Raw genomic sequence first — 19,303 nt, 5'->3', positions numbered from 1 at the left:
ATATCTCAAAAATATCTCAACAGGGAGGAAAAAGGTGAAAGAAAAAATAGGTCTTGTATCGCTCGGATGCGATAAAAACCTCGTGGATTCTGAATACCTGCTGGGAGCATTATTGGAAAACGGCTATGTCATTACGAGCGATGCCAGTGAAGCGGATATTATCATAATAAATACCTGCTGTTTTATAAACTCGGCAAAGCAAGAGTCCATAGACACCATCCTTGAAATGGCCCAGTATAAAACAAGTGGTAACTGTAAAATGCTGATCGCCACCGGTTGTCTGGCCCAACGGTACGGAGATGCCATTTTAAAAGAAATACCCGAATTGGATGCTGTTATCGGAACAGGCGATTTTCACAAATTGCCGGGATTAATTGAGAAGTTAAATAATTCGAGGTTAAAAATTATTACCGAAAACAGGAGCTTTATAAATTACGATATTAAAAAGCGGGTAAGAACATCTAACTATTTTTCCTATGTCAAGATAGCCGAGGGCTGCAGCAACTGCTGTTCTTATTGTGCCATACCGCAGATAAGGGGTCCCTATAAAAGCAGGCCCATAGAATCCATAAAAGAAGAAGTAGAGCTCCTCGTATCACAGGGAGTTAAAGAAATAAACCTTGTAGCCCAGGACACCACGAGTTACGGCATGGATATATCGGGAAAACCTTCGCTTCCGGACCTGCTAAGGGCTCTCGTGGACATCAAAGGCGAATTTTGGATCAGAATACTATACGCTTACCCTACGCATATAGACGATGAGCTTCTTGAACTTATCTCCTCGAGCACCAAAATAGCAAAATATCTGGACATTCCTTTGCAGCACATAAACGACAGGATTTTAAGGCTTATGAATAGACCAATAAATTCCGAACAGATAAAGAAGTTGATCGAAAAGATAAGGATCATTGTACCCGATATAACCATAAGGACCACTTTTATAGTCGGGTTTCCGACCGAGTCGGACTCGGATTTTCAAGAGCTCATCGATTTTGTAAAAATATACCGTTTTGACCGGGTGGGAGCTTTCAAGTATTCCCGAGAAGAAGGTACGTATGCGGCTACGCTGAAGCCCCAGGTGCCCGAAAGAGTTAAGCAAGAGAGGTACGACCAGCTCATGACAGTCCAGCAGGTCATTTCAAAGATGAACAATGAGAAAATGCTCGGGTCGACGATAACCGTGCTGGCCGAAAGTTACGATCCGGCAAGAAAGATGTTCATTGGCCGTTCACAAAAAGATGCCCCGGGTGTCGACGGCACCGTAATGTTCCAGGGAGAGGTACGCCAGCTTGGCCGGTTCTACAGGGTAAAAATTACCGAAGCTTTCGAATACGACCTTATGGGAGAAGTTGTAGAGTAAGAAGGCATTTCCATAATATGCCTTCTTTATTTTTATGACACAGGTAGATCGGTGTGTTATAATAATATTATGTAAACATATATTCGATTTAACCGGGGTGAAATCGTTGAATATCGATAAAAATAAGTTGCGGTACATTATTGCGGCGTTTTTGCTTTCGCTTTTAATATTGATGGGTGGACAGCAATTATTTTCTAAATTTGTCGCATACAGGCCTCTTTTAAAGACTTTCTCCCAGAAAGAATATATAGATCAGGTAAATATTAAAAAACAGACCGGCAGCGTGATTCTCGAAATTTATCTGAAAGATGTGGACAACTTGCAGGAAACCTATGAGGATATTTACAACACTGCATTCGGCTTGCTCAAGGGGCGGCCTTTCGCTGTAAAAATATTGAACAAGCCCGACAAAAATCTTGAAAATATATATAATCGGGAAGTGCAGTTTATCGTCTACGAAGGAATAAAAACCGGTGAATTTATCAAAATGAGATCACATCTCGATCAACTGGAAGCCAAATATAAAATTGATATCTCGGTTTTTCTTGATGCCGAAAATCTCTATCTTAAAATCAAGAATGATCGGAGCGTTTTCTATAAAATAATAAAAAGGAGTTAGAATTTTTGGGAGGGGAGAAATATGTTTGTGGAAGTTGTGATAGGAATAGCTCTGGCGGTAACGGTTTTTTTGCTTATAAACGGTGTAAACGCACTGCCTTTTGCAGTTATAGGTTTACTCGCTTATGTGCTTCAAAATTATATGGACAAGTCCGGTATTATAAAAAATCCCTCCAGAGTGGCCACAGGCGGTAAATCCGTGACTTTTGAAGACATAGGAGGACAGGAAACCGCTAAAAACGAATTACTGGAAGCTCTGGACTTTATAAAAAACTACGATGAAGTCAAGCAAATGGGTATAAGGCCGTTGAGGGGTATTCTTCTCACCGGTGCTCCCGGTACAGGAAAAACATTATTGGCAAAGGCAGCATCCAGTTATATCGACTCAGCCTTTATTTCAGCTTCCGGCAGCGAATTTATAGAGATGTACGCGGGGGTCGGCGCTCAGAGGGTAAGGCAGCTATTTAAAACCGCAAGGGACCTGGCGAGAAAAAACTCGAAAAAACACTGCGTGATTTTCATTGACGAGATCGAAGTAATCGCCGGTGTTAGGGGCAAAAACACCAGCCATATGGAGTACGACCAGACCCTGAATCAGCTGCTAGTGGAAATGGACGGATTATCGGCTAAGGACGACGATGTGAATATTCTGGTGATCGGCGCCACCAACAGGCCCGATATACTGGATCCAGCCATTATGAGACCTGGGAGATTCGACAGGATAGTCAAGGTGGACCTTCCTGATAAGGAAGGCAGATACCAGATTTTAAAGCTGCATACCAAAGATAAACCTCTGGCCGATGACGTAAATCTGGAACAGATAGCAAGAGAAACTTTCGGCTTTTCGGGAGCTCACCTGGAAAACCTATGCAATGAGGCAGCTATTCTGGCTATGAGATCGCGACAGAAGGTTATAAGTCAATGCCATTTTATGGAAGCTATAGACAAAGTTATAATGGGTGAAAAAATGAACAGAAAGCCCACAAAAGAAGAGATGAGACGTATTGCAGTTCATGAATGCGGCCACGCCCTTATCAGTGAGTATTTTAGACCTAATTCCGTATCTACCGTAACGGTTACGTCCAGGGGAGGAGCTTTGGGTTACATGCGGCAAAAACAGGAAGATGATATGTACCTTTATACCAAAAATCACCTCGAGGCACAGATTGCCATCGCACTGGCCGGAGCCGCAGCCGAAGAAATCGTGCTCGGCGACGGCAGTACAGGGGCCTCCGGGGATATAGATCAAGCCGTAAACCTTGCAAAGGAAATTGTATTCTCCGGAATGTCCGATATGGGTGTCGTGGATAGAGATTCTGTTCCATTGAAAGAACTTCATAAAGAAATTTCTAAAATAATCAACACCCAGAAAGAGAAAGTGAAGGAAATCATTGAAAAACACAAAGGCGAGCTGAACACCATCATCGATTACCTTATGGAAAACGAAAAGATCGACGGAGAAACCTTCAGAAGCTTTTTAAAGGATCTAAAAAATTTTAAGGCGGCGTAATTTTAAAAAAGGGTTACGGACAAAAATGGAGAATTTTTTATGAGGTGATTTTATGAAAGCAGAAATAATTTCCGTAGGCACCGAATTGTTATTGGGTCAGATAACCAACACCAATGCCCAGATAATTTCCCGGGAACTACAAAAAATCGGTGTTGACGTATACTATCATACAAGTGTGGGAGATAACAGAGAGCGATTAATGGAAGTATTTCACACAGCCTGGAACCGCTCCGAGGCCGTTATACTAACAGGCGGCCTCGGCCCAACTCAAGACGACCTCACTAAAGAGACAATATCCGAATATCTGAATCTCCCGCTGGTATTAGATGAATCTAGTCTTGCGAGAATCAGAGAATTTTTCGAAAAAAGGGGCAGGGAAATGCCCGATAACAATTTGAAGCAGGCTCTGTTGCCGGAAGGGTCAATTGCAATCCCGAACGATAAGGGCACTGCTCCGGGTGTACTGTTGGAATGGGATGGGAGGATTGTTGTAATGCTCCCGGGTCCTCCCTTCGAGATGGAACCCATGCTTAAGGCGTATGTTATCCCGTACATATCAAAAAAGTCTTCCGGTGTGATTTTTTCGAGGGTATTGAAATTTTACGGCATCGGCGAATCAACGTTGGAAGAAAAAATTAAGGATTTGATTGAAAGCCAGACAAATCCAACGATAGCTCCTCTGGCTAAAATGGGAGAGGTAACCCTAAGGATTACAGCAAAGGCATGCAGTATAAAAGAAGCTATGGACATGATCGCTCCCGTGGAACTTAAAATAACCGAAAGAGTCGGAGAATATTTATACGCCTATGATGACGAAAAAGTGGAAGAAATAGTTGCACGATTGCTTCTAAGACTAAATAAAACTATAGCTATTGCCGAATCCTGTACGGGCGGCCTTGTGTCCCATAAACTAACTGAGGTACCCGGCATCTCCAAGAGCCTTGACAGGGCCATAGTTTCATATAGCAACAGAGCTAAGGAAGAGCTTCTCTTTGTGAAGAGGGAAACTCTAGAAAAATACGGCGCTGTAAGCGAACAGACCGCCCTCGAAATGGCGGACGGTGTAAGAAGGTCCTCCGAAACCGATTTGGGCCTTTCGATAACGGGGATTGCAGGTCCGGAAGGCGGCACAGCGGCAAAACCTGTAGGGCTGGTTTACATCGCTTACTCCGACGCCTCAGATTGCATTGTAGAAAGGCACCTTTTTTCGGGTAACAGGTCCGAAATAAAGGAAAGGGCCGCCAATGCTGCCCTTCACCTCTTGAGAAAAAGCCTTTTAAAGTAGGGTGATTGAGTGAGATTCAGGAAGGTGCTTACCCTGGTTACAGTTTCAATAGCAGGGGCCAAACTAAATGAGCTGAACCGTTATATGAACATAATGTCCGATTTCGGCAGCTCTGCTTTACTTAAAAAAGCTTGAACGTACCGGAAATGCAAGTTTAGTTCCCTTCGATGTCATCAAAGTCTCCAATTTGAAAAAGGGTTTTCAAGTTGATAGAATGTTTTTCGCGGAGGAGGACCAAAAGGTTGAATAGCATCAGGTGTTTTATCTCCATTGAACTCGATCCCGCCACTCGAAAATCCGTTTCCCAATTCGTGGATAAGCTCAAATTTTTAGAGGGCATAAAATGGGTCAGCGAGGAGAATTATCACATAACCCTTGCATTTATGGGAGAACTCCCGGTCGATAAGGTGCCTCTCGTCTGCGATACATTAAACAGCATATCCGCCAGGCACCGCCCCTTTATTCTCAACCTGCACGGGTCTGGTTTTTTCCCTAATACAAAAAATCCGAAAGTTTTCTGGATAGGAATCGAAAAAAGCGATGAACTTTACCGATTAAGGGAGGACATCGATAAGACCCTACGGGCTTTAAATATAGATTTCGACCCAAAACCCTTTTCTCCACACCTTACGATCGGAAGAATCAAGTCCCGCTTAGACCCAAGCTTAATACCCAGGGAAGCGGATTTTTCTGTATCTTTTACGGTAAAAGAACTTTATTTTATGAAAAGTCAGCTTTTTAAGGAAGGACCCGTATATACGGAAATTTTTAGGGTCGAGCTAAAAGGTCTTATTTGACACCCTAATTCCGTTGTTGTATAATCAAGAAAGAACAAATGTTTGGAGGGATTCCCCTATGATGGAAAAACAAAAGGCTCTGGAAATGGCCTTAGCCCAGATCGAAAGGCAATTTGGGAAAGGCTCTATAATGCGACTGGGAGAAGCTGAATCCAAGTTCAACGTCGAGGTAATACCTACTGGAGCGCTTCCCCTTGACATAGCTCTAGGGGTAGGCGGAGTTCCGCGAGGAAGAATAATAGAAATATTCGGCCCTGAATCCTCAGGTAAAACTACGGTGGCTTTACATATTGTAGCAGAAGCCCAAAAGGCCGGCGGCACGGCGGCCTTTATCGACGCTGAACACGCCCTGGACCCGACATATGCCCGCAAGCTGGGAGTCGATACGGATAATCTTCTCATTTCTCAACCGGATACCGGGGAACAAGCTCTGGAAATAGCGGAAGCTCTTGTGAGGAGCGGCGCGGTGGATGTAATAGTAATAGATTCGGTAGCGGCGCTGGTACCCAAAGCTGAGTTGGAAGGGGAGATGGGAGAGGCCCATGTAGGGCTCCAGGCCAGGTTGATGTCCCAGGCTTTGAGAAAACTAGCCGGTTCCATAAGCAAGTCCAAAACCGTTGCAATATTTATCAACCAGCTCAGGGAAAAGGTGGGCGTGATGTTTGGCAATCCCGAGACCACGCCAGGAGGGAGGGCGCTAAAATTTTACGCCTCGGTGCGCATGGAGGTCCGAAAGACGAGTGTAATTAAGGATGGCGAAAATGTAGTAGGAACTAGAGCATCGGTAAAAGTAGTTAAAAATAAGGTGGCACCGCCGTTTAAAAGTGCCGAGTTTGATATTATGTATGGCGAAGGCATATCAAGAGAGGGCTGTGTCCTCGACTTTGCCACAGAAGCGGGCATCATACAAAAAAGCGGTGCATGGTATTCTTATGAAAAAGAACGTATAGGTCAGGGTCGTGAAAACGCCAAACAGTACTTAAAGGAGCACCCCGAAGTGCTGAAAGCCATTGAATTGAAGGTAAAGGAAAAATTCAATCTTGTCAAGTCCGAATCCAAGAAAACAGAAGGTACCGAAGAAGGGGCGTAGTATGCGTTTTTTGTTTTTCACCGATACCCATATAAGGGGAACTATTCCTCAGAATCGCAAGGATAATTTTCTAGAAACCCTCTTCAAAAAAATAAGAGAAGTAGTAGATATAGCCCATGAAGAAGCCGTGGATGTGGTTCTTCATGGAGGAGATATATTTGACAGACCGGATGTATCACCTTCTCTCATCAGAGAATTTGTGGTTTTAATAAGAGATTTGAAGGCTCCCATTTACGCCGTTGCAGGCAATCACGATATTTACGGTCAAAATCCGGCTACTATAAACCGCACCATGCTTGGAGTTCTGGATTCCATAGGGATCGTGAAACTCATAAATCCGGGTGAAAAAATATTCTTTAACGACAACGGGATTAAAATTCAGCTAACCGGCCAGCATTATTATTATGGCTTAGACAAAGAGGGTAAAGAAGACGGTTACTGTATAAAAAAAGATCCCGGCGTTAATTTCGCAGTGCATGTGGTTCACGGGATGCTTCTCGATAAGCCGTTTTTTACCGGAGTTTCTTATACCCTGATCGAAGACGTCCTAAAAACCGAGGCTGATTTAACCCTTTGTGGTCATTATCACGCAGGATTTGGTATTATTAATATCCAAGACAAGTACTTCGTCAATCCGGGGAGTCTTTTGCGAATAGACAGCAGTCTGTCAGAACTCACGAGAATACCAGGGGTAATCTTATTCGACATAACAAATGAAGGAATCAAAATAAAAAAAAGAGCTCTAAAATGTGCCCTTCCGGGACAGGAGGTCTTTGACAGGCAGAAACTGGAGGCCGACTCTTTCAGAGAGAAAAAACTGGCCGAATTTATACAAGGCATAAATTCTGCTGGAGAATACAATTTTACTAACATATTCAACATAATCGACGAACTAGCGAAAAAACAGAACCTCAGTGCCGAAGTGGTCAAAGAGGCGCTGAGAAGGATAGGAGAAGTCCAGGAAACTATTTCAAAAAAAGACGGTGAAGACCTCGAGGTGAGCTAATTGGGCTACATAAAAAAAATCAGGCTTGAAAATTTTCAATCCCACAAAGATACCGAAATAACCTTTGACGAAGGTTTGACGGTGATACTGGGACCTACCGATCAGGGCAAGAGCGCCATAATCAGGGCATTAAAATGGGTTTTATATAATGAGCCGCGCGGTACCGATTTCATCTCGGTAGGCAGTAATTTCTGCCGCGTGTCAGTGGAGATGGACGACGGTACGGTGATAATAAGAGAAAGAGGGAACAACAAGAACAGGTACATACTGAGAAAAGACGGGAAGGAACAAATATTTGAGGGCTTCGGAAATACCGTGCCCCTTGAAATTGTCAGGGCTCACAGGATACCCAAAATATACCTGGATAGGGATTCCAGTGCCGCGGTAAACCTGGCAGAGCAGCTGGAAGGACCTTTCCTGATATCGGAAAACGCCGGTATCAGAGCAAAGGCTCTGGGGAGGCTCATAGGTATTCACATCATTGACGCGGCTCAAAGGTCGACTATAAGGGACCTTGCTGAGGCCGAGCAACGAAGCAAGGCTGTTGCTAACGAACTGGAAGAAATAAAAACCAAATTGAGAGAATACGAGGACCTTCCCCTCATCGAGAAAAAAATACATTCGCTCCGAGACATCCTGGGAATTTTAAAGGAAAAAAACCATTTGTATAAAAAATTAACCGGCATAAGAGAACAGCTCCTTTCGAGCGATAGTGAAATAAGGGTCCTCAGCGAAACTTTAAAGAAATTGGAATCCGTTTCGGATGCCGAAAACGCCTTGGAAAAAATCGAGTATGCTGTAAAAGTGAGAATTTACCTCGTCGATTGCAGAACGAGATTGCAAAACGTCGAAAGAGAAATGGAAAAGGAAAAGAGGAATATAGAAAAAACCGCCAGCTTAAAAGAGGCGGTTCTTTGCCACCAGCAGGCCTCCGCTTTATTCGCTGACCTTGTAAAATTGAAATTTTGGAGGGAAAAACTGGCGGAAGTTGATGCTGAAATATCGGCGATAGAGAAAATCTTTTCAAAAACCAAAGACTTACCTCAAGCCGTTAAGCTAATTTCCGAGCTAGAAATGCTTTACATGAAGCTCGCTGAATTAAATAGAATCAAGGAAAGGGAAAACCGGGTAAAGTCTCAAATCAACCTCATAAACCGCGAGATCCAAAGATATAAATACACAGGTGAGGTTGATTCTTACCTCGACGAAATATCGCAACTCCATTTGAGACTGTCCTCTCTCAAATCGCTTAAGCAGTCTTTAAAAGACGTAGAGTCCGTGATATCCAGAGGTCAAACCTATTTAGATCAGGTTTATAAAGAGTTGGCTAGTCTTGCCTCAAGTTATGCGGCCCTTCTAAGAAGGCTTTCTAAATGCCCTACATGTATGAATCCCATTGACGATACCAGAGCTGAAAAAATAGCAGCGGAAATATTAAAAAGCGGGGGATGATTCATGGACGCTGAAAAAGAGATACAGGAACTGAAGATGAAAATAGATAAGGCTAAGGCGATGAGGTATAAAGCTGAAGCCCGGCTAGAAGAGCTTCAGAAGCAAAGACAACAACTTCTCGACGAACTCGATAAACTGAACGTCAAACCGGAAAACCTGGATGCGGAAATTGAAAACCTTACCAGAGAGATAAATTCGCTCATCGAGAAAGCCAGGAAACTCCTCCCCGAAGAATTATAGGGGTGATGAAAATATGCAAGAATTCGAAGAAACTATAGAAAAGCTCGAGAGGAAAACCAACGAACTCGTCTTGGATTACACGGCAAGGAAAAGCATTAGGGATAAGTTAGAAGAAGATAAAAAGAACAGAATTGTACAATTAGAAGAATTAAAAAGAAAAACAGATCTATTGGAACAGGTACGAATACTGCTTCAGAAAACTTCCGAATACGCCCGCGAACAGGCGAAGCAACAGATAGAAATGTTAGTAACCCGATGTCTACAGTTTATATTTGGAGAAAATATCGAGTTTAAGATTGAGCTCAGCGAGGTAAGGGGAAGACCCGAGGCTGAGTTTTACGTCGTTTCGTCGTACGGCGACAACAGAATAACGACGAAACCTCAGGATGCTAGAGGCGGCGGTATCGTTGACGTAATTTCGCTGGCTTTGAGAATAGCTGTAATACAGTGCAGCAATACCTACATAAACGGGCCGATTATCCTGGACGAGCCGGCAAAGCACGTCAGCAGCGAGTACATTTCAAACGTAGCCCAATTTTTGAAACAAGTTAGCCAAGTATTCAGAAGGCAGATAATCATGGTAACCCACAACCAGTTTTTAAGCGAAATTGCGGATTTGGCATACAAGGTAGAGTTAAAAGACGGTAAGAGCGTTGTTACTGTCTGCAATTCCAATATTAGTCTGTAATGTGCCATAGTTTCGTTCAATAGCTTTTTATTTCTGGGCAGGTTATCCCAGGGCAAAGAAGAGATGTCAAAAAGCAAAGAAGTGTAATTAGAAAGCTGATCCAAAACAACTACAGGCATAGAACCAATTGCAGGATGATAAAAGCAGCGATAAAACTTCAACGCCTCAACAGGAGTCATTCCATTCATGTTTTTGCCAAAATGCGGCCGCCTGTAGTTGAAATATAGTATCCAATTTTGAGCCATCTTTAGGAATGAAGTCCTTGAAGTTACTTTTTTCAAGTTTAAAGCGTAAAACTCCTCATCATCAGTGCGGTGAGAGCGTTCAACGAAGCAATTTGTTTCCTTATTCCTTTCCGGGATATTAAGCAAAGATACGTTCCAATGATCGAAAATAAGTTTTTGAATGAGTTTTCTTTTACGAGAGCCGGCACTGCCTCCGAACTCTGCTCCATTGTCTGTTTGAAAGAAGAGTTGATGTTTTACACCGAAGGCTCTAAGCCAGGCTGCCACAAGCAGCATGAAAGTCAACCCATTTTTAAAATCGAGAGAATCGGCATACGCAATAAAGCGCAACCTTGTTTTAATATCAATAGCAGTGAACTGAAAAGGAGGCAGCTTATTTTTGAAAATAGATGCATAAGCTTCGGGAGGCAAAGCCGATTGATCGGCGATATGTTTTGCATCGATCTGCCAGAGCTGCAAAGGTTCGAAGGCGGAGAAATCTGTAGCAAATCGGCGGGAGCCGGTAAGCGTCTTGTGTTTACGGCTGCCAGAGTAACGACCAAATTTTCGATGTGCTCCGGAGTTCTGTTAGGCATGCGGAATTTAGGTCCTCGTTTTTTGATACAGGCCGATATATCCCCATTAGAAAGCCTGAAACGCTCTCTTAATTTATACACCCATCTTGGAGTAACACCCAAGATTTTAGCGGTTTCTTTAACGGAATGAGACTCAAGTAAAGAGATAGTGATTTGAGCAACAGCCTGGGGATTACCCGAAGCTTTAAGTTTTTGGTATAATGTCATTGGGTGGGATCCCTCCTTAGTGGGTTTCTGTTGTTCCATATCCATAATACCCCAGGGATACCCACCCTTTGCAATGTCTTTTTCACTTTAATAAAGTAGTGTGAACGAAACTGTGGCTCATCTACAATTCCAATATTAGTCTTGCTTGACATGGATATCAAAAAAGTATAAAATGAAATAGGAAGCTTTATACATTGAAGTGGCTTTAGGAGGTTTGGGGGCACGAAATAAATTAAATTAGAGTATTACTCTATTTTAAAAGCCGAGTTCCCCTCGGTTTTTTGTTTTATCTTTCCTTTTACACCAGATTTACAAGGAGGTGAACAAGTATTACTTATGTACTGATATATACAGTTGTTGGATTAATAGCTTTTGTTATTGGCTATTTTATACGAAAATACATTGCCGAAGCCAAAATAATCTCTGCCGAAGAAGCAGCTAAAAAGATAATAAAAGAAGCAGAAGACAAGGCCGAGTCGATAAAGAGGGAAGCACTGGTAGAAGCTAAAGAAGAAATCTTAAAGCTAAAAAACGATTTCGAAAAGGAGTTGAAGGAAAGAAGGAACGAGCTCCAGCGGTCGGAGCGGAGGTTGGTCCAGAAAGAAGAAGCTCTAGACAGAAAAGCCGAGATGCTGGAAAAAAAAGAAGACTCTATAGCCAAAAAAGAAATGGAAATCAACAGACTTTACGACAACGTCAATGAGCTTTACAAGAAACAGCTGAGCGAACTTGAACGAATCTCAGGAATGACTTCCGATGAAGCTAAAGAGTTCTTGCTTAACAAGGTTAAAGAAGAAATCCGCCACGAAGCGGCAATGATGATAAAGGAGATAGAAGCACAGGCAAAGGAGGAAGCACAGAAAAAAGCTAGAGAGATAATATCTTATGCTATCCAAAAGTGTGCCGCCGACTATGTTGCGGAAACCACCGTGTCGGTTGTGACTCTACCCAACGATGAGATGAAGGGCAGGATCATAGGTAGGGAAGGAAGAAATATAAGGGCTCTCGAAACATTAACGGGTGTAGATCTGATAATCGATGATACTCCTGAAGCCGTTATCCTTTCCGCTTTCGACCCCATAAAGCGCCAGATAGCAAAAATAGCTCTCGAGAAACTAATTATTGACGGTAGAATCCATCCAGCAAGAATCGAAGAAATGGTAGAGAAAGCTCAGAAGGAGATTGAAAACATTATACGGGAAGAAGGAGAAAAAGCTACCTTCGATACGGGCATTCACGGCCTCCACAGCGATCTTATCCGATATATGGGTAAACTTAAATTTAGGACCAGCTACGGGCAGAACGTGCTGCAGCATTCCATAGAAGTTGCTCACCTGGCAGCAGCCATGGCGGCAGAACTCGGAGTAGATGTGCAGATAACCAAAAGGGCCGGTTTGCTGCACGATATAGGAAAGAGCGTCGATCAGGATATAGAAGGTCCTCATGCGCTGATAGGTGCGGAACTTGCTAGAAAATACGGTGAATCTCCCGAAGTGGTGAATGCTATAGCGGCTCACCACAACGATGTAGAACCGATGACAATTGAAGCCATATTGGTTCAGGCGGCTGACGCTATTTCAGCGGCCAGGCCGGGCGCTCGCAGAGAGACCCTGGAAGCTTATATTAAAAGGCTGGAAAAACTTGAAGCAATTGCCAATTCGTTTAAAGGTGTTGAAAAAGCCTACGCTATTCAGGCAGGTCGCGAAGTGCGGATAATGGTAAAACCTGAAGAAGTGGATGATTTAGGAGCCATAGAGCTCGCGAGAAGCATCGCGAAAAAAGTTGAAGAAGAACTTGAATATCCGGGCCAGATTAAGGTTAACGTAATAAGAGAAACCAGAGCTACTGAATATGCAAAATAAAAGTGCGCAGCCTTTGCGCACTTTTTTTGCAAAATGTAAAAGGAGTTGAAAACATTGAACATAATGTTAATAGGAGACATAGTAGGAAGACCTGGCAGGAGTATTATAAGAGAAACTCTTCCTGATCTTAGAAAATCATTAAATATAGATTTCGTTATAGCCAATGCTGAAAATGCCGCAGGAGGTAACGGCATTACAAAAAAAATCGCGGAGGAACTTTTCGCATGCGGAATAGATTTTCTAACGATGGGGAATCACGTCTGGGATAATAAGGACGTATTTAACTTTATAGAAGAAGAGTTAAGAATGGTACGGCCGGCCAATTATCCACCGGGAACGCCCGGAAGAGGTTCGCAGGTTGTGGACATAGACGAAGGTTTAAGAATAGGAATACTTAATATTTCCGGAAGGGTATTCATGCCAAGCCTGGACTGTCCTTTCCGTGCCGCTGACAGAGAGCTAGAAAAGCTCAAAAAAGTTACAAATATAATAGTAGTAGATTTTCACGCGGAAGCCACCTCGGAAAAACAGGCCATGGGGTGGTACCTTGACGGCAGAGTATCCCTGGTTGCCGGCACCCATACCCATGTACAGACCGCCGACGAGAGAATACTGCCTGAAGGAACCGCTTATATAACCGATGTCGGAATGACCGGAGCTTACGATTCGATCCTCGGTATTGAACGTGAGCCCGTAATAAGAAAATTCCTGACACAGATGCCCAGCAAGTTCGAAGTGGCCAAAGGCATATCCCAGCTCAATGCCATTGTCGTTGAAATAGATAATACATCAGGTCTTGCCCGAAAAATTCAAAGGATAAATATAAAATAATTAAAATTCTTCCTAAAATAACAGGAATTTACCAAAACACATAGAATAATTTAATTAGCAAATGATATAAGGAGGAATTCACAAATGGAAGTATTAAAAGTATCGGCTAAATCCAATCCTAATGCAGTAGCTGGAGCCTTAGCCGGTGTAATAAGAGAAAAAGGAGGAGCAGAAATTCAAATAATCGGAGCCGGGGCTTTGAATCAGGCAGTAAAAGCAATAGCCATTGCCAGAGGATATGTAGCCCCTAGCGGAATAGATTTGATATGCATTCCGGCATTTACGGATATAGAAATAGATGGTCAGCAGAGAACGGCCATAAAACTAATTGTAGAACCCCGTTAATAGACCAAAAATAATGTGGTGTTGTTTGGTGGATTATTAGCATTTTAGCCTGTTTATTTAATAAACAGGCTTTTTAGATTTTGGAGGCGAAAGAATGAAAGTCGATCTTCACCTGCATACCACCTTTTCCGACGGTACCCTTACACCGGAACAGGTGGTGGACAAAGCATTCTCTTTAAATTTAAGAGCAATTGCCATAACCGATCATGATACCGTGGACGGTATAGTTCCAGCTGTGGAGAGGGCAAAAAAATATCCGATGCTTGAGGTAATTCCAGGTATCGAGATAAACACCTATTACGGCGAAGAAGTCCACATTCTTGGATATTACATCGACTATCTAGGAAATACTCTGAAATCGACATTGAGTGCGCTGCAGGAGGAACGCATCAATCGTATAAAAAAAATAATTGAGAAACTCCAACAACTAGGGATCGAAATAAGTTTTGAAGAAGTCCAAGCAAAAGCGTCGGGATCATCGATCGGTAGACCCCACGTGGCAAGAGTGCTTATTGATAAAAAAATTGTCTCCTCGGTAGATGAAGCCTTTGCCCTCTACCTTGACCAGGGAAAGCCGGCCTATGTGCCAAGGCAAAAACTTACCCCATACTTTGCTGTGGATTTAATAAAAAAATGCGGAGGAATAGCGGTTATAGCCCATCCCGGCGTTTTGAAAAAACAGGAAATAGTAAAATCCTTGATAAATTATGGCATACAGGGAATTGAAGTATATCACAAAGAACACGATGATGAAAGAGTTAAATACTATAAAAAAATCGCGATGAAATACGGGCTTCTGATGACGGGAGGTTCCGATTGTCACGGAGTTCCTCTGCTCATGGGAAGCCGACCGGTGCCTTACGAATATGTCGTCGAGCTAAAGCGATTCAAAAAAATATAAAATCCCTGCACTCGATTGTATACAATAAACCAATTTTTTGTGTATTTTTATTTTTTCCCTCAATATACAGAAGGATATTTCCCTGGAATATAGAATACATAATACATCGAAATATGTCGTACCGAAGAGATAGAGGTGATACCGTGACAGAAAAAAAGTTAGAAATTATGGTCAAAGAAAAAGTCTGTAAGGGTTGTGGCATCTGTGTTGCTTTTTGCCCGAAAAAGGTGTTTTCGTTGGAAAACGGAAAACCCGTTGTGGTTAATCTCGAAGCTTGCATAAAATGCAAGTTGTGCGAGCTCAGGTGCCCGGATTTTGCCATAGTGGTTGGAGGAGATGATGACAATGACCAGTAAGCCAAGATTGATGCAGGGTAACGAAGCCTGCGTTGAAGGTGCAATAGCTGCAGGAATGAGGTTCTATGCCGGATATCCCATAACCCCATCGACGGAAATAGCGGAAATCGCTGCCGAAAGACTGCCAAAAGTAGGCGGCAAATTTATTCAGATGGAAGACGAAATAGCCAGTATGGGGGCTGTAATAGGTGCTTCTCTCGCCGGCCTTAAAGCAATGACTGCTACCAGCGGACCCGGATTCTCTTTGAAACAAGAAAACTTAGGTTTTGCCTGCCTGACCGAGGTTCCGTGTGTAGTTGTAGACGTTCAAAGGGGAGGACCAAGTACCGGGCAGCCCACAATGCCGGCTCAGGGAGATGTGATGCAGGCTAGATGGGGAACCCACGGAGACCATCCGATAATAACACTGTCTCCCTCTTACGTGAGGGAAGTCTTCGACATGACCATAAGGGCTTTCAACCTTTCGGAAAAATACAGGGTCCCCTGCATCCTCCTAATGGATGAAGTTGTGGGACACCTGCGCGAAAGAGTAGAATTGCCCGATCCGGCTTCTATAAAAGTAATTAACAGAAAAAGGCCTGATTTTTCTAAAATAGAGCAATACAATCCCTATCAGGATTATGACGGTGACGGCGTACCTCCAATGGTAAACTTTGGCGAAGGTGTTCCTTATCACGTTACAGGCCTAATTCACGATATAACAGGATTCCCCTCGACGAGTCCAGCTGTTACAGAGTATTTAATATCCAGGCTTATGAGGAAAATCAATGACAACCTGGACGATATAATTGACTACGAAAAACTATATACGGAAGATGCCGAGACTGTTGTGGTATCTTTTGGCTCCACAGCACGTTCTGCAATAAGAGCTGCAAAGATCTTGAGAAAAGAAGGGGAAAAAGTCGGCGTGCTGCGCCTGAAAACAATATGGCCATTCCCGCATAAAGCTATACAGGAACTAGCGCCGACGACAAAAAACATCATTGTTGCTGAGATGAATTATGGCCAGTTGATAGAAGTGGTAGAGGCGTCCGCAAAGGGTAGATTTAACGTAATCGGATTGAATAAATTTAACGGAGAACTAATAAGTCCCGATGAGGTCATAGCAAAAGTCCGGGAGGTAAACAAAAATGCGTAAGAATCTAGAAAAATATTTTCGTATTGACAAATTGCCCCACATCTGGTGCCCCGGGTGTGGTCACGGGATAATAACAGGTGCAGTGGTCAGAGCAATTGATAATTTAAAATTGGACAAGGACAAAATATGTATAGTATCAGGGATTGGCTGTTCTTCCCGTGCGCCCGGATATCTTAACTTCAACACCCTTCATACAACTCATGGAAGGGCTCTGGCTTTCGCGACTGGCTTAAAACTTGCGAATCCGGATTTAAAAGTCATAGTTTTAACAGGTGACGGAGATTGCACTGCCATTGGAGGCAATCACTTTATACATGCTTGCAGGAGAAACATTGACATAACAACTGTTGTTTTCAATAACAGCATCTATGGAATGACGAGCGGTCAGTATTCTCCCATGACGCCGGCAGGAGCTTATGCTACAACCGCTCCTTATGGAAATATTGACCGGAATTTCGATCTTTGCAAATTAGCCCAGGCCTCTGGCGCCACTTACGTAGCAAGAGGAACGGTATATCATGTACCACAATTGATAAAAATTATCGAAAAAGCATTACAGCATAAGGGATTTTCTGTAGTGGAGACCGTAAGCATCTGTCCGACTTACTTTGGGCGTAAGAATAAGATGGGATCTCCCGTAAAAATGATGGAGATGTTGAGGGATAATTCTGTTACCGTAAAGGCAGCTGAAAAAATGTCGAGGGAAGAACTGGCAAATAAGATCGTCATTGGTGAATTTTACGAAGAAAATGCCCCGGAATATACTGAGGAGTATAAAAAGATTATCCAAAAGGCTCAAGGGGAGGAATAGAAGATGGAAGAGCGCTTAGAAATAAGACTTAGCGGCTCCGGGGGACAGGGCCTCATTCTCGCCGGTATCATACTTGCGGAAGCGGCCATCCTTGACGGCAAAAACGCCGTGCAGTCCCAGTCCTACGGGCCTGAAGCCCGTGGAGGTGCCAGCAGAGCAGAAGTTGTTATCAGCGACGAGGAAATTGATTACCCCAAGGTGACAAAGCCTCAAGTACTCTTAGCATTAACCAATGAGGCTCTAAATAAATTTAAAGATAACCTTGCATCTGACGGGATCATCATAATAGATTCGTCAATTAATAAGCCTGATACTCCATATAAAGTAATACAGTTACCGATTATTGAAACCGCTCGGGATAGAATAGGCAAGAGCATGGTCGCAAATATAGTGGCTGTAGGCGTTATTACAGCTCTAACTAAGGTGGTGTCCCGGGAAGCAGTAGAAAAAGCGGTTCTGAACAGGGTACCTAAGGGAACTGAAGAATTGAATAAAAAAGCCCTTTATGCTGGATTTGAATTAGGTGAACAATTATCCTGAGCAGGGGGGGGATTATAGAGATTTCAAAAAGCTCCTGTTAACTTAGCTAACAAATATATAGGAGGTAGTTTTCAAATGGCAGAAACTTTAAATCCATTTGAGATTGTTCAGAAACAGATTAAAGCTGCCTGCGACAAACTAGGACTCGAGGATTCGGTTTACGAAGTGCTAAAGAATCCCGAAAGAGTACTCGAGGTTTCCATTCCGGTAAAAATGGACGACGGTACAACAAAAACCTTCATCGGATATCGTTCTCAGCACAGCACCGTTTTAGGGCCCGCTAAAGGCGGCGTAAGGTTCCATCCGGACGTTACCATGGATGAAGTAAAAGCTCTTTCAGCCTGGATGACGTTTAAGTGCTCAGTTGTAGGTATTCCTTATGGCGGCGGCAAAGGCGGAGTACGCTGCAATCCGAAGGAATTATCAAAGGGTGAGCTTGAAAGGTTGGCCCGCGGATATTTCCGTGCGATAAGCCCTATTGTCGGTCCTGAAAAAGACATCCCAGCGCCCGATGTTTACACAAATGCTCAGGTAATGGCATGGTTCATGGACGAATTCAGCCAGCTTAAGGGGTACTATACTCCGGGAGTTGTTACCGGTAAACCCATCATTCTCGGCGGCTCTCTAGGCCGGAGTGAAGCAACAGCTCGAGGAGCTATGTTTACAATCCGAGAAGCCGCCAATAAGATAGGCCTTGACTTAAAGAAAGCAACGGTGGCCATTCAGGGATTCGGTAATGCCGGCAGCGTAGCGGCAAGGCTATTGTCCGAACTGGGCTGCAAGATCGTTGCCGTAAATGACTCCCAGGGTGGAGCCTACAATCCCGAAGGTATGGACCCCATGGCTTTAAATGAATACAAAAAACAAAACAAAACCGTTAAAGGCTTCCCGGGCAGCAAAGATATCACAGGCGAAGAACTGCTCGAGCTTGATGTGGACATCCTGGTGCCCGCAGCTTTGGAGAACGTAATTACCAGCAAGAATGCTGCCAATATAAAAGCGAAGATCGTCGGTGAAGCTGCAAACGGTCCGACGACCCCTGAAGCTGATGAAATACTGTATAAGAAGGGCATACTGGTAATACCAGACATCCTCTGCAACGCCGGCGGTGTAACGGTCTCCTACTTTGAATGGGTTCAGAACTTGATGAATTTCTATTGGACTGAGGAAGAGGTAAACAGCAGACTCGAACAAATAATGGTAAAAGCTTTCAACGAAGTATACAGCATGCATAAAGAACATGGTGTAAAAATGAGAGAAGCCGCATACATGGTAGCTATTAAGAGAATTGCTGAAGGACTGAAACTCAGAGGCAGGATATAAAAATTAAAATCCCTCCCCGCTGCGGGGAGGGATTTTAAAAAGGATTTTCCCTTTATTTGTAGAAAATAGTTAGAGGAGAAAATAATTTATATTGATAAAGTATAAAACATAGGAGGGCTGTTG

At 43.3% G+C, this 19,303-nt stretch carries 20 protein-coding genes and 1 pseudogene; 20 read left to right on the top strand and 1 reads right to left on the bottom strand.

Translation table 11 applies throughout. The features are described 5' to 3' along the window. Window positions 1-34: 34 nt before the first annotated feature. From rimO to TOCE_RS06040, 11 genes are all read left to right on the top strand, one after another. The gene (rimO, locus tag TOCE_RS06085; protein ID WP_013276017.1) at window positions 35-1,360 is read left to right on the top strand and encodes a 30S ribosomal protein S12 methylthiotransferase RimO; all 1,326 of its coding nucleotides are present in this window, start codon (window positions 35-37) and stop codon (window positions 1,358-1,360) included. Window positions 1,361-1,466: 106 nt separating this feature from the next. Further along, complete coding sequence (locus TOCE_RS06080; RefSeq protein WP_148218394.1) at window positions 1,467-1,979, top strand: hypothetical protein; 513 nt, start codon at window positions 1,467-1,469, stop codon at window positions 1,977-1,979. Window positions 1,980-2,000: 21 nt separating this feature from the next. Continuing rightward, window positions 2,001-3,488: an AAA family ATPase gene (locus TOCE_RS06075; protein ID WP_013276015.1), complete on the top strand. Its 1,488-nt coding sequence runs from the start codon at window positions 2,001-2,003 to the stop codon at window positions 3,486-3,488. Window positions 3,489-3,540: 52 nt separating this feature from the next. After that, a complete protein-coding gene (locus TOCE_RS06070; RefSeq protein ID WP_013276014.1) occupies window positions 3,541-4,773 on the top strand; it encodes a competence/damage-inducible protein A in 1,233 nt (410 codons plus the stop codon). A gap of 9 nt (window positions 4,774-4,782) precedes the next feature. Next, window positions 4,783-4,908 carry a hypothetical protein gene (locus TOCE_RS12755; protein ID WP_013276013.1) on the top strand — a complete coding sequence of 42 codons (126 nt, stop codon included), beginning with the start codon at window positions 4,783-4,785 and terminating at the stop codon, window positions 4,906-4,908. A 107-nt stretch (window positions 4,909-5,015) separates the two neighbouring features. Continuing rightward, entirely contained in the window at window positions 5,016-5,570 is a 555-nt protein-coding gene (gene thpR, locus TOCE_RS06065; protein ID WP_013276012.1) for an RNA 2',3'-cyclic phosphodiesterase, read from the top strand. A 58-nt stretch (window positions 5,571-5,628) separates the two neighbouring features. Beyond that, window positions 5,629-6,660 carry a recombinase RecA gene (recA, locus tag TOCE_RS06060; protein WP_013276011.1) on the top strand — a complete coding sequence of 344 codons (1,032 nt, stop codon included), beginning with the start codon at window positions 5,629-5,631 and terminating at the stop codon, window positions 6,658-6,660. A gap of 1 nt (window position 6,661) precedes the next feature. Continuing rightward, the gene (locus tag TOCE_RS06055; RefSeq protein WP_013276010.1) at window positions 6,662-7,666 is read left to right on the top strand and encodes a metallophosphoesterase family protein; all 1,005 of its coding nucleotides are present in this window, start codon (window positions 6,662-6,664) and stop codon (window positions 7,664-7,666) included. After that, window positions 7,667-9,118, top strand: a complete 1,452-nt coding sequence (locus tag TOCE_RS06050) for an AAA family ATPase (protein ID WP_013276009.1) — start codon at window positions 7,667-7,669, stop codon at window positions 9,116-9,118. A gap of 3 nt (window positions 9,119-9,121) precedes the next feature. Then, window positions 9,122-9,358 carry a hypothetical protein gene (locus TOCE_RS06045; RefSeq protein WP_013276008.1) on the top strand — a complete coding sequence of 79 codons (237 nt, stop codon included), beginning with the start codon at window positions 9,122-9,124 and terminating at the stop codon, window positions 9,356-9,358. Window positions 9,359-9,371: 13 nt separating this feature from the next. After that, complete coding sequence (locus TOCE_RS06040; protein WP_013276007.1) at window positions 9,372-10,046, top strand: AAA family ATPase; 675 nt, start codon at window positions 9,372-9,374, stop codon at window positions 10,044-10,046. On the opposite strand, the pseudogene TOCE_RS12925 reads toward TOCE_RS06040, so the two are convergent. Continuing rightward, window positions 10,040-11,073: pseudogene (locus TOCE_RS12925) on the bottom strand (transposase family protein); the annotation flags it as partial. The gene TOCE_RS06040 and the pseudogene TOCE_RS12925 overlap by 7 nt on opposite strands. Before the next feature lie 329 nt (window positions 11,074-11,402). On the opposite strand from TOCE_RS12925, the gene rny reads away from it, so the two are divergent. The 9 genes from rny to TOCE_RS05990 all read left to right on the top strand — a co-directional run bounded on the left by rny (window position 11,403) and on the right by TOCE_RS05990 (window position 19,180). Further along, the gene (rny, locus tag TOCE_RS06030) at window positions 11,403-12,935 is read left to right on the top strand and encodes a ribonuclease Y (RefSeq protein ID WP_013276006.1); all 1,533 of its coding nucleotides are present in this window, start codon (window positions 11,403-11,405) and stop codon (window positions 12,933-12,935) included. Window positions 12,936-12,989: 54 nt separating this feature from the next. Beyond that, window positions 12,990-13,766: a TIGR00282 family metallophosphoesterase gene (locus tag TOCE_RS06025; RefSeq protein WP_013276005.1), complete on the top strand. Its 777-nt coding sequence runs from the start codon at window positions 12,990-12,992 to the stop codon at window positions 13,764-13,766. Window positions 13,767-13,850: 84 nt separating this feature from the next. Further along, entirely contained in the window at window positions 13,851-14,111 is a 261-nt protein-coding gene (locus tag TOCE_RS06020; RefSeq protein WP_013276004.1) for a stage V sporulation protein S, read from the top strand. A 94-nt stretch (window positions 14,112-14,205) separates the two neighbouring features. Further along, entirely contained in the window at window positions 14,206-15,012 is an 807-nt protein-coding gene (locus tag TOCE_RS06015) for a PHP domain-containing protein (RefSeq protein WP_013276003.1), read from the top strand. A gap of 113 nt (window positions 15,013-15,125) precedes the next feature. After that, window positions 15,126-15,368 (top strand): 4Fe-4S dicluster domain-containing protein, encoded by a 243-nt coding sequence (locus TOCE_RS06010; RefSeq protein WP_049817902.1) that lies wholly within the window; start codon window positions 15,126-15,128, stop codon window positions 15,366-15,368. Further along, the gene (locus TOCE_RS06005) at window positions 15,358-16,506 is read left to right on the top strand and encodes a 2-oxoacid:acceptor oxidoreductase subunit alpha (RefSeq protein WP_041423883.1); all 1,149 of its coding nucleotides are present in this window, start codon (window positions 15,358-15,360) and stop codon (window positions 16,504-16,506) included. The genes TOCE_RS06010 and TOCE_RS06005 overlap by 11 nt, the downstream gene beginning before the upstream one ends. Then, complete coding sequence (locus tag TOCE_RS06000; RefSeq protein ID WP_013276000.1) at window positions 16,499-17,317, top strand: 2-oxoacid:ferredoxin oxidoreductase subunit beta; 819 nt, start codon at window positions 16,499-16,501, stop codon at window positions 17,315-17,317. The genes TOCE_RS06005 and TOCE_RS06000 overlap by 8 nt, the downstream gene beginning before the upstream one ends. A gap of 3 nt (window positions 17,318-17,320) precedes the next feature. Then, complete coding sequence (locus tag TOCE_RS05995) at window positions 17,321-17,857, top strand: 2-oxoacid:acceptor oxidoreductase family protein (protein WP_013275999.1); 537 nt, start codon at window positions 17,321-17,323, stop codon at window positions 17,855-17,857. A 75-nt stretch (window positions 17,858-17,932) separates the two neighbouring features. Then, on the top strand, window positions 17,933-19,180 hold the full coding sequence (locus tag TOCE_RS05990) for a Glu/Leu/Phe/Val family dehydrogenase (RefSeq protein WP_013275998.1): 1,248 nt from the start codon (window positions 17,933-17,935) through the stop codon (window positions 19,178-19,180). Window positions 19,181-19,303 lie beyond the last annotated feature (123 nt).

It is taken from the genome of Thermosediminibacter oceani DSM 16646, assembly GCF_000144645.1.
Taxonomy (GTDB): Bacteria; Bacillota; Thermosediminibacteria; order Thermosediminibacterales; family Thermosediminibacteraceae; genus Thermosediminibacter; species Thermosediminibacter oceani.
Note: the sequence above shows the minus strand (reverse complement) of the source record. Positions and strands in the feature narration are given on the sequence as shown.

Excerpts from the sequence above, each read along its gene's own strand:
- TOCE_RS06075 (WP_013276015.1), top strand. The coding sequence starts at position 2,001 with ATGTTTGTGGAAGTTGTGATAGGAATAGCTCTGGCGGTAACGGTTTTT.
- TOCE_RS06070 (WP_013276014.1), top strand. The coding sequence starts at position 3,541 with ATGAAAGCAGAAATAATTTCCGTAGGCACCGAATTGTTATTGGGTCAG.
- recA (WP_013276011.1), top strand. The coding sequence starts at position 5,629 with ATGATGGAAAAACAAAAGGCTCTGGAAATGGCCTTAGCCCAGATCGAA.
- TOCE_RS06055 (WP_013276010.1), top strand. The coding sequence starts at position 6,662 with ATGCGTTTTTTGTTTTTCACCGATACCCATATAAGGGGAACTATTCCT.
- TOCE_RS06045 (WP_013276008.1), top strand. The coding sequence starts at position 9,122 with ATGGACGCTGAAAAAGAGATACAGGAACTGAAGATGAAAATAGATAAG.
- TOCE_RS06040 (WP_013276007.1), top strand. The coding sequence starts at position 9,372 with ATGCAAGAATTCGAAGAAACTATAGAAAAGCTCGAGAGGAAAACCAAC.
- TOCE_RS06020 (WP_013276004.1), top strand. The coding sequence starts at position 13,851 with ATGGAAGTATTAAAAGTATCGGCTAAATCCAATCCTAATGCAGTAGCT.
- TOCE_RS06015 (WP_013276003.1), top strand. The coding sequence starts at position 14,206 with ATGAAAGTCGATCTTCACCTGCATACCACCTTTTCCGACGGTACCCTT.
- TOCE_RS06010 (WP_049817902.1), top strand. The coding sequence starts at position 15,126 with ATGTCGTACCGAAGAGATAGAGGTGATACCGTGACAGAAAAAAAGTTA.
- TOCE_RS06005 (WP_041423883.1), top strand. The coding sequence starts at position 15,358 with ATGACCAGTAAGCCAAGATTGATGCAGGGTAACGAAGCCTGCGTTGAA.
- TOCE_RS06000 (WP_013276000.1), top strand. The coding sequence starts at position 16,499 with ATGCGTAAGAATCTAGAAAAATATTTTCGTATTGACAAATTGCCCCAC.
- TOCE_RS05995 (WP_013275999.1), top strand. The coding sequence starts at position 17,321 with ATGGAAGAGCGCTTAGAAATAAGACTTAGCGGCTCCGGGGGACAGGGC.
- TOCE_RS05990 (WP_013275998.1), top strand. The coding sequence starts at position 17,933 with ATGGCAGAAACTTTAAATCCATTTGAGATTGTTCAGAAACAGATTAAA.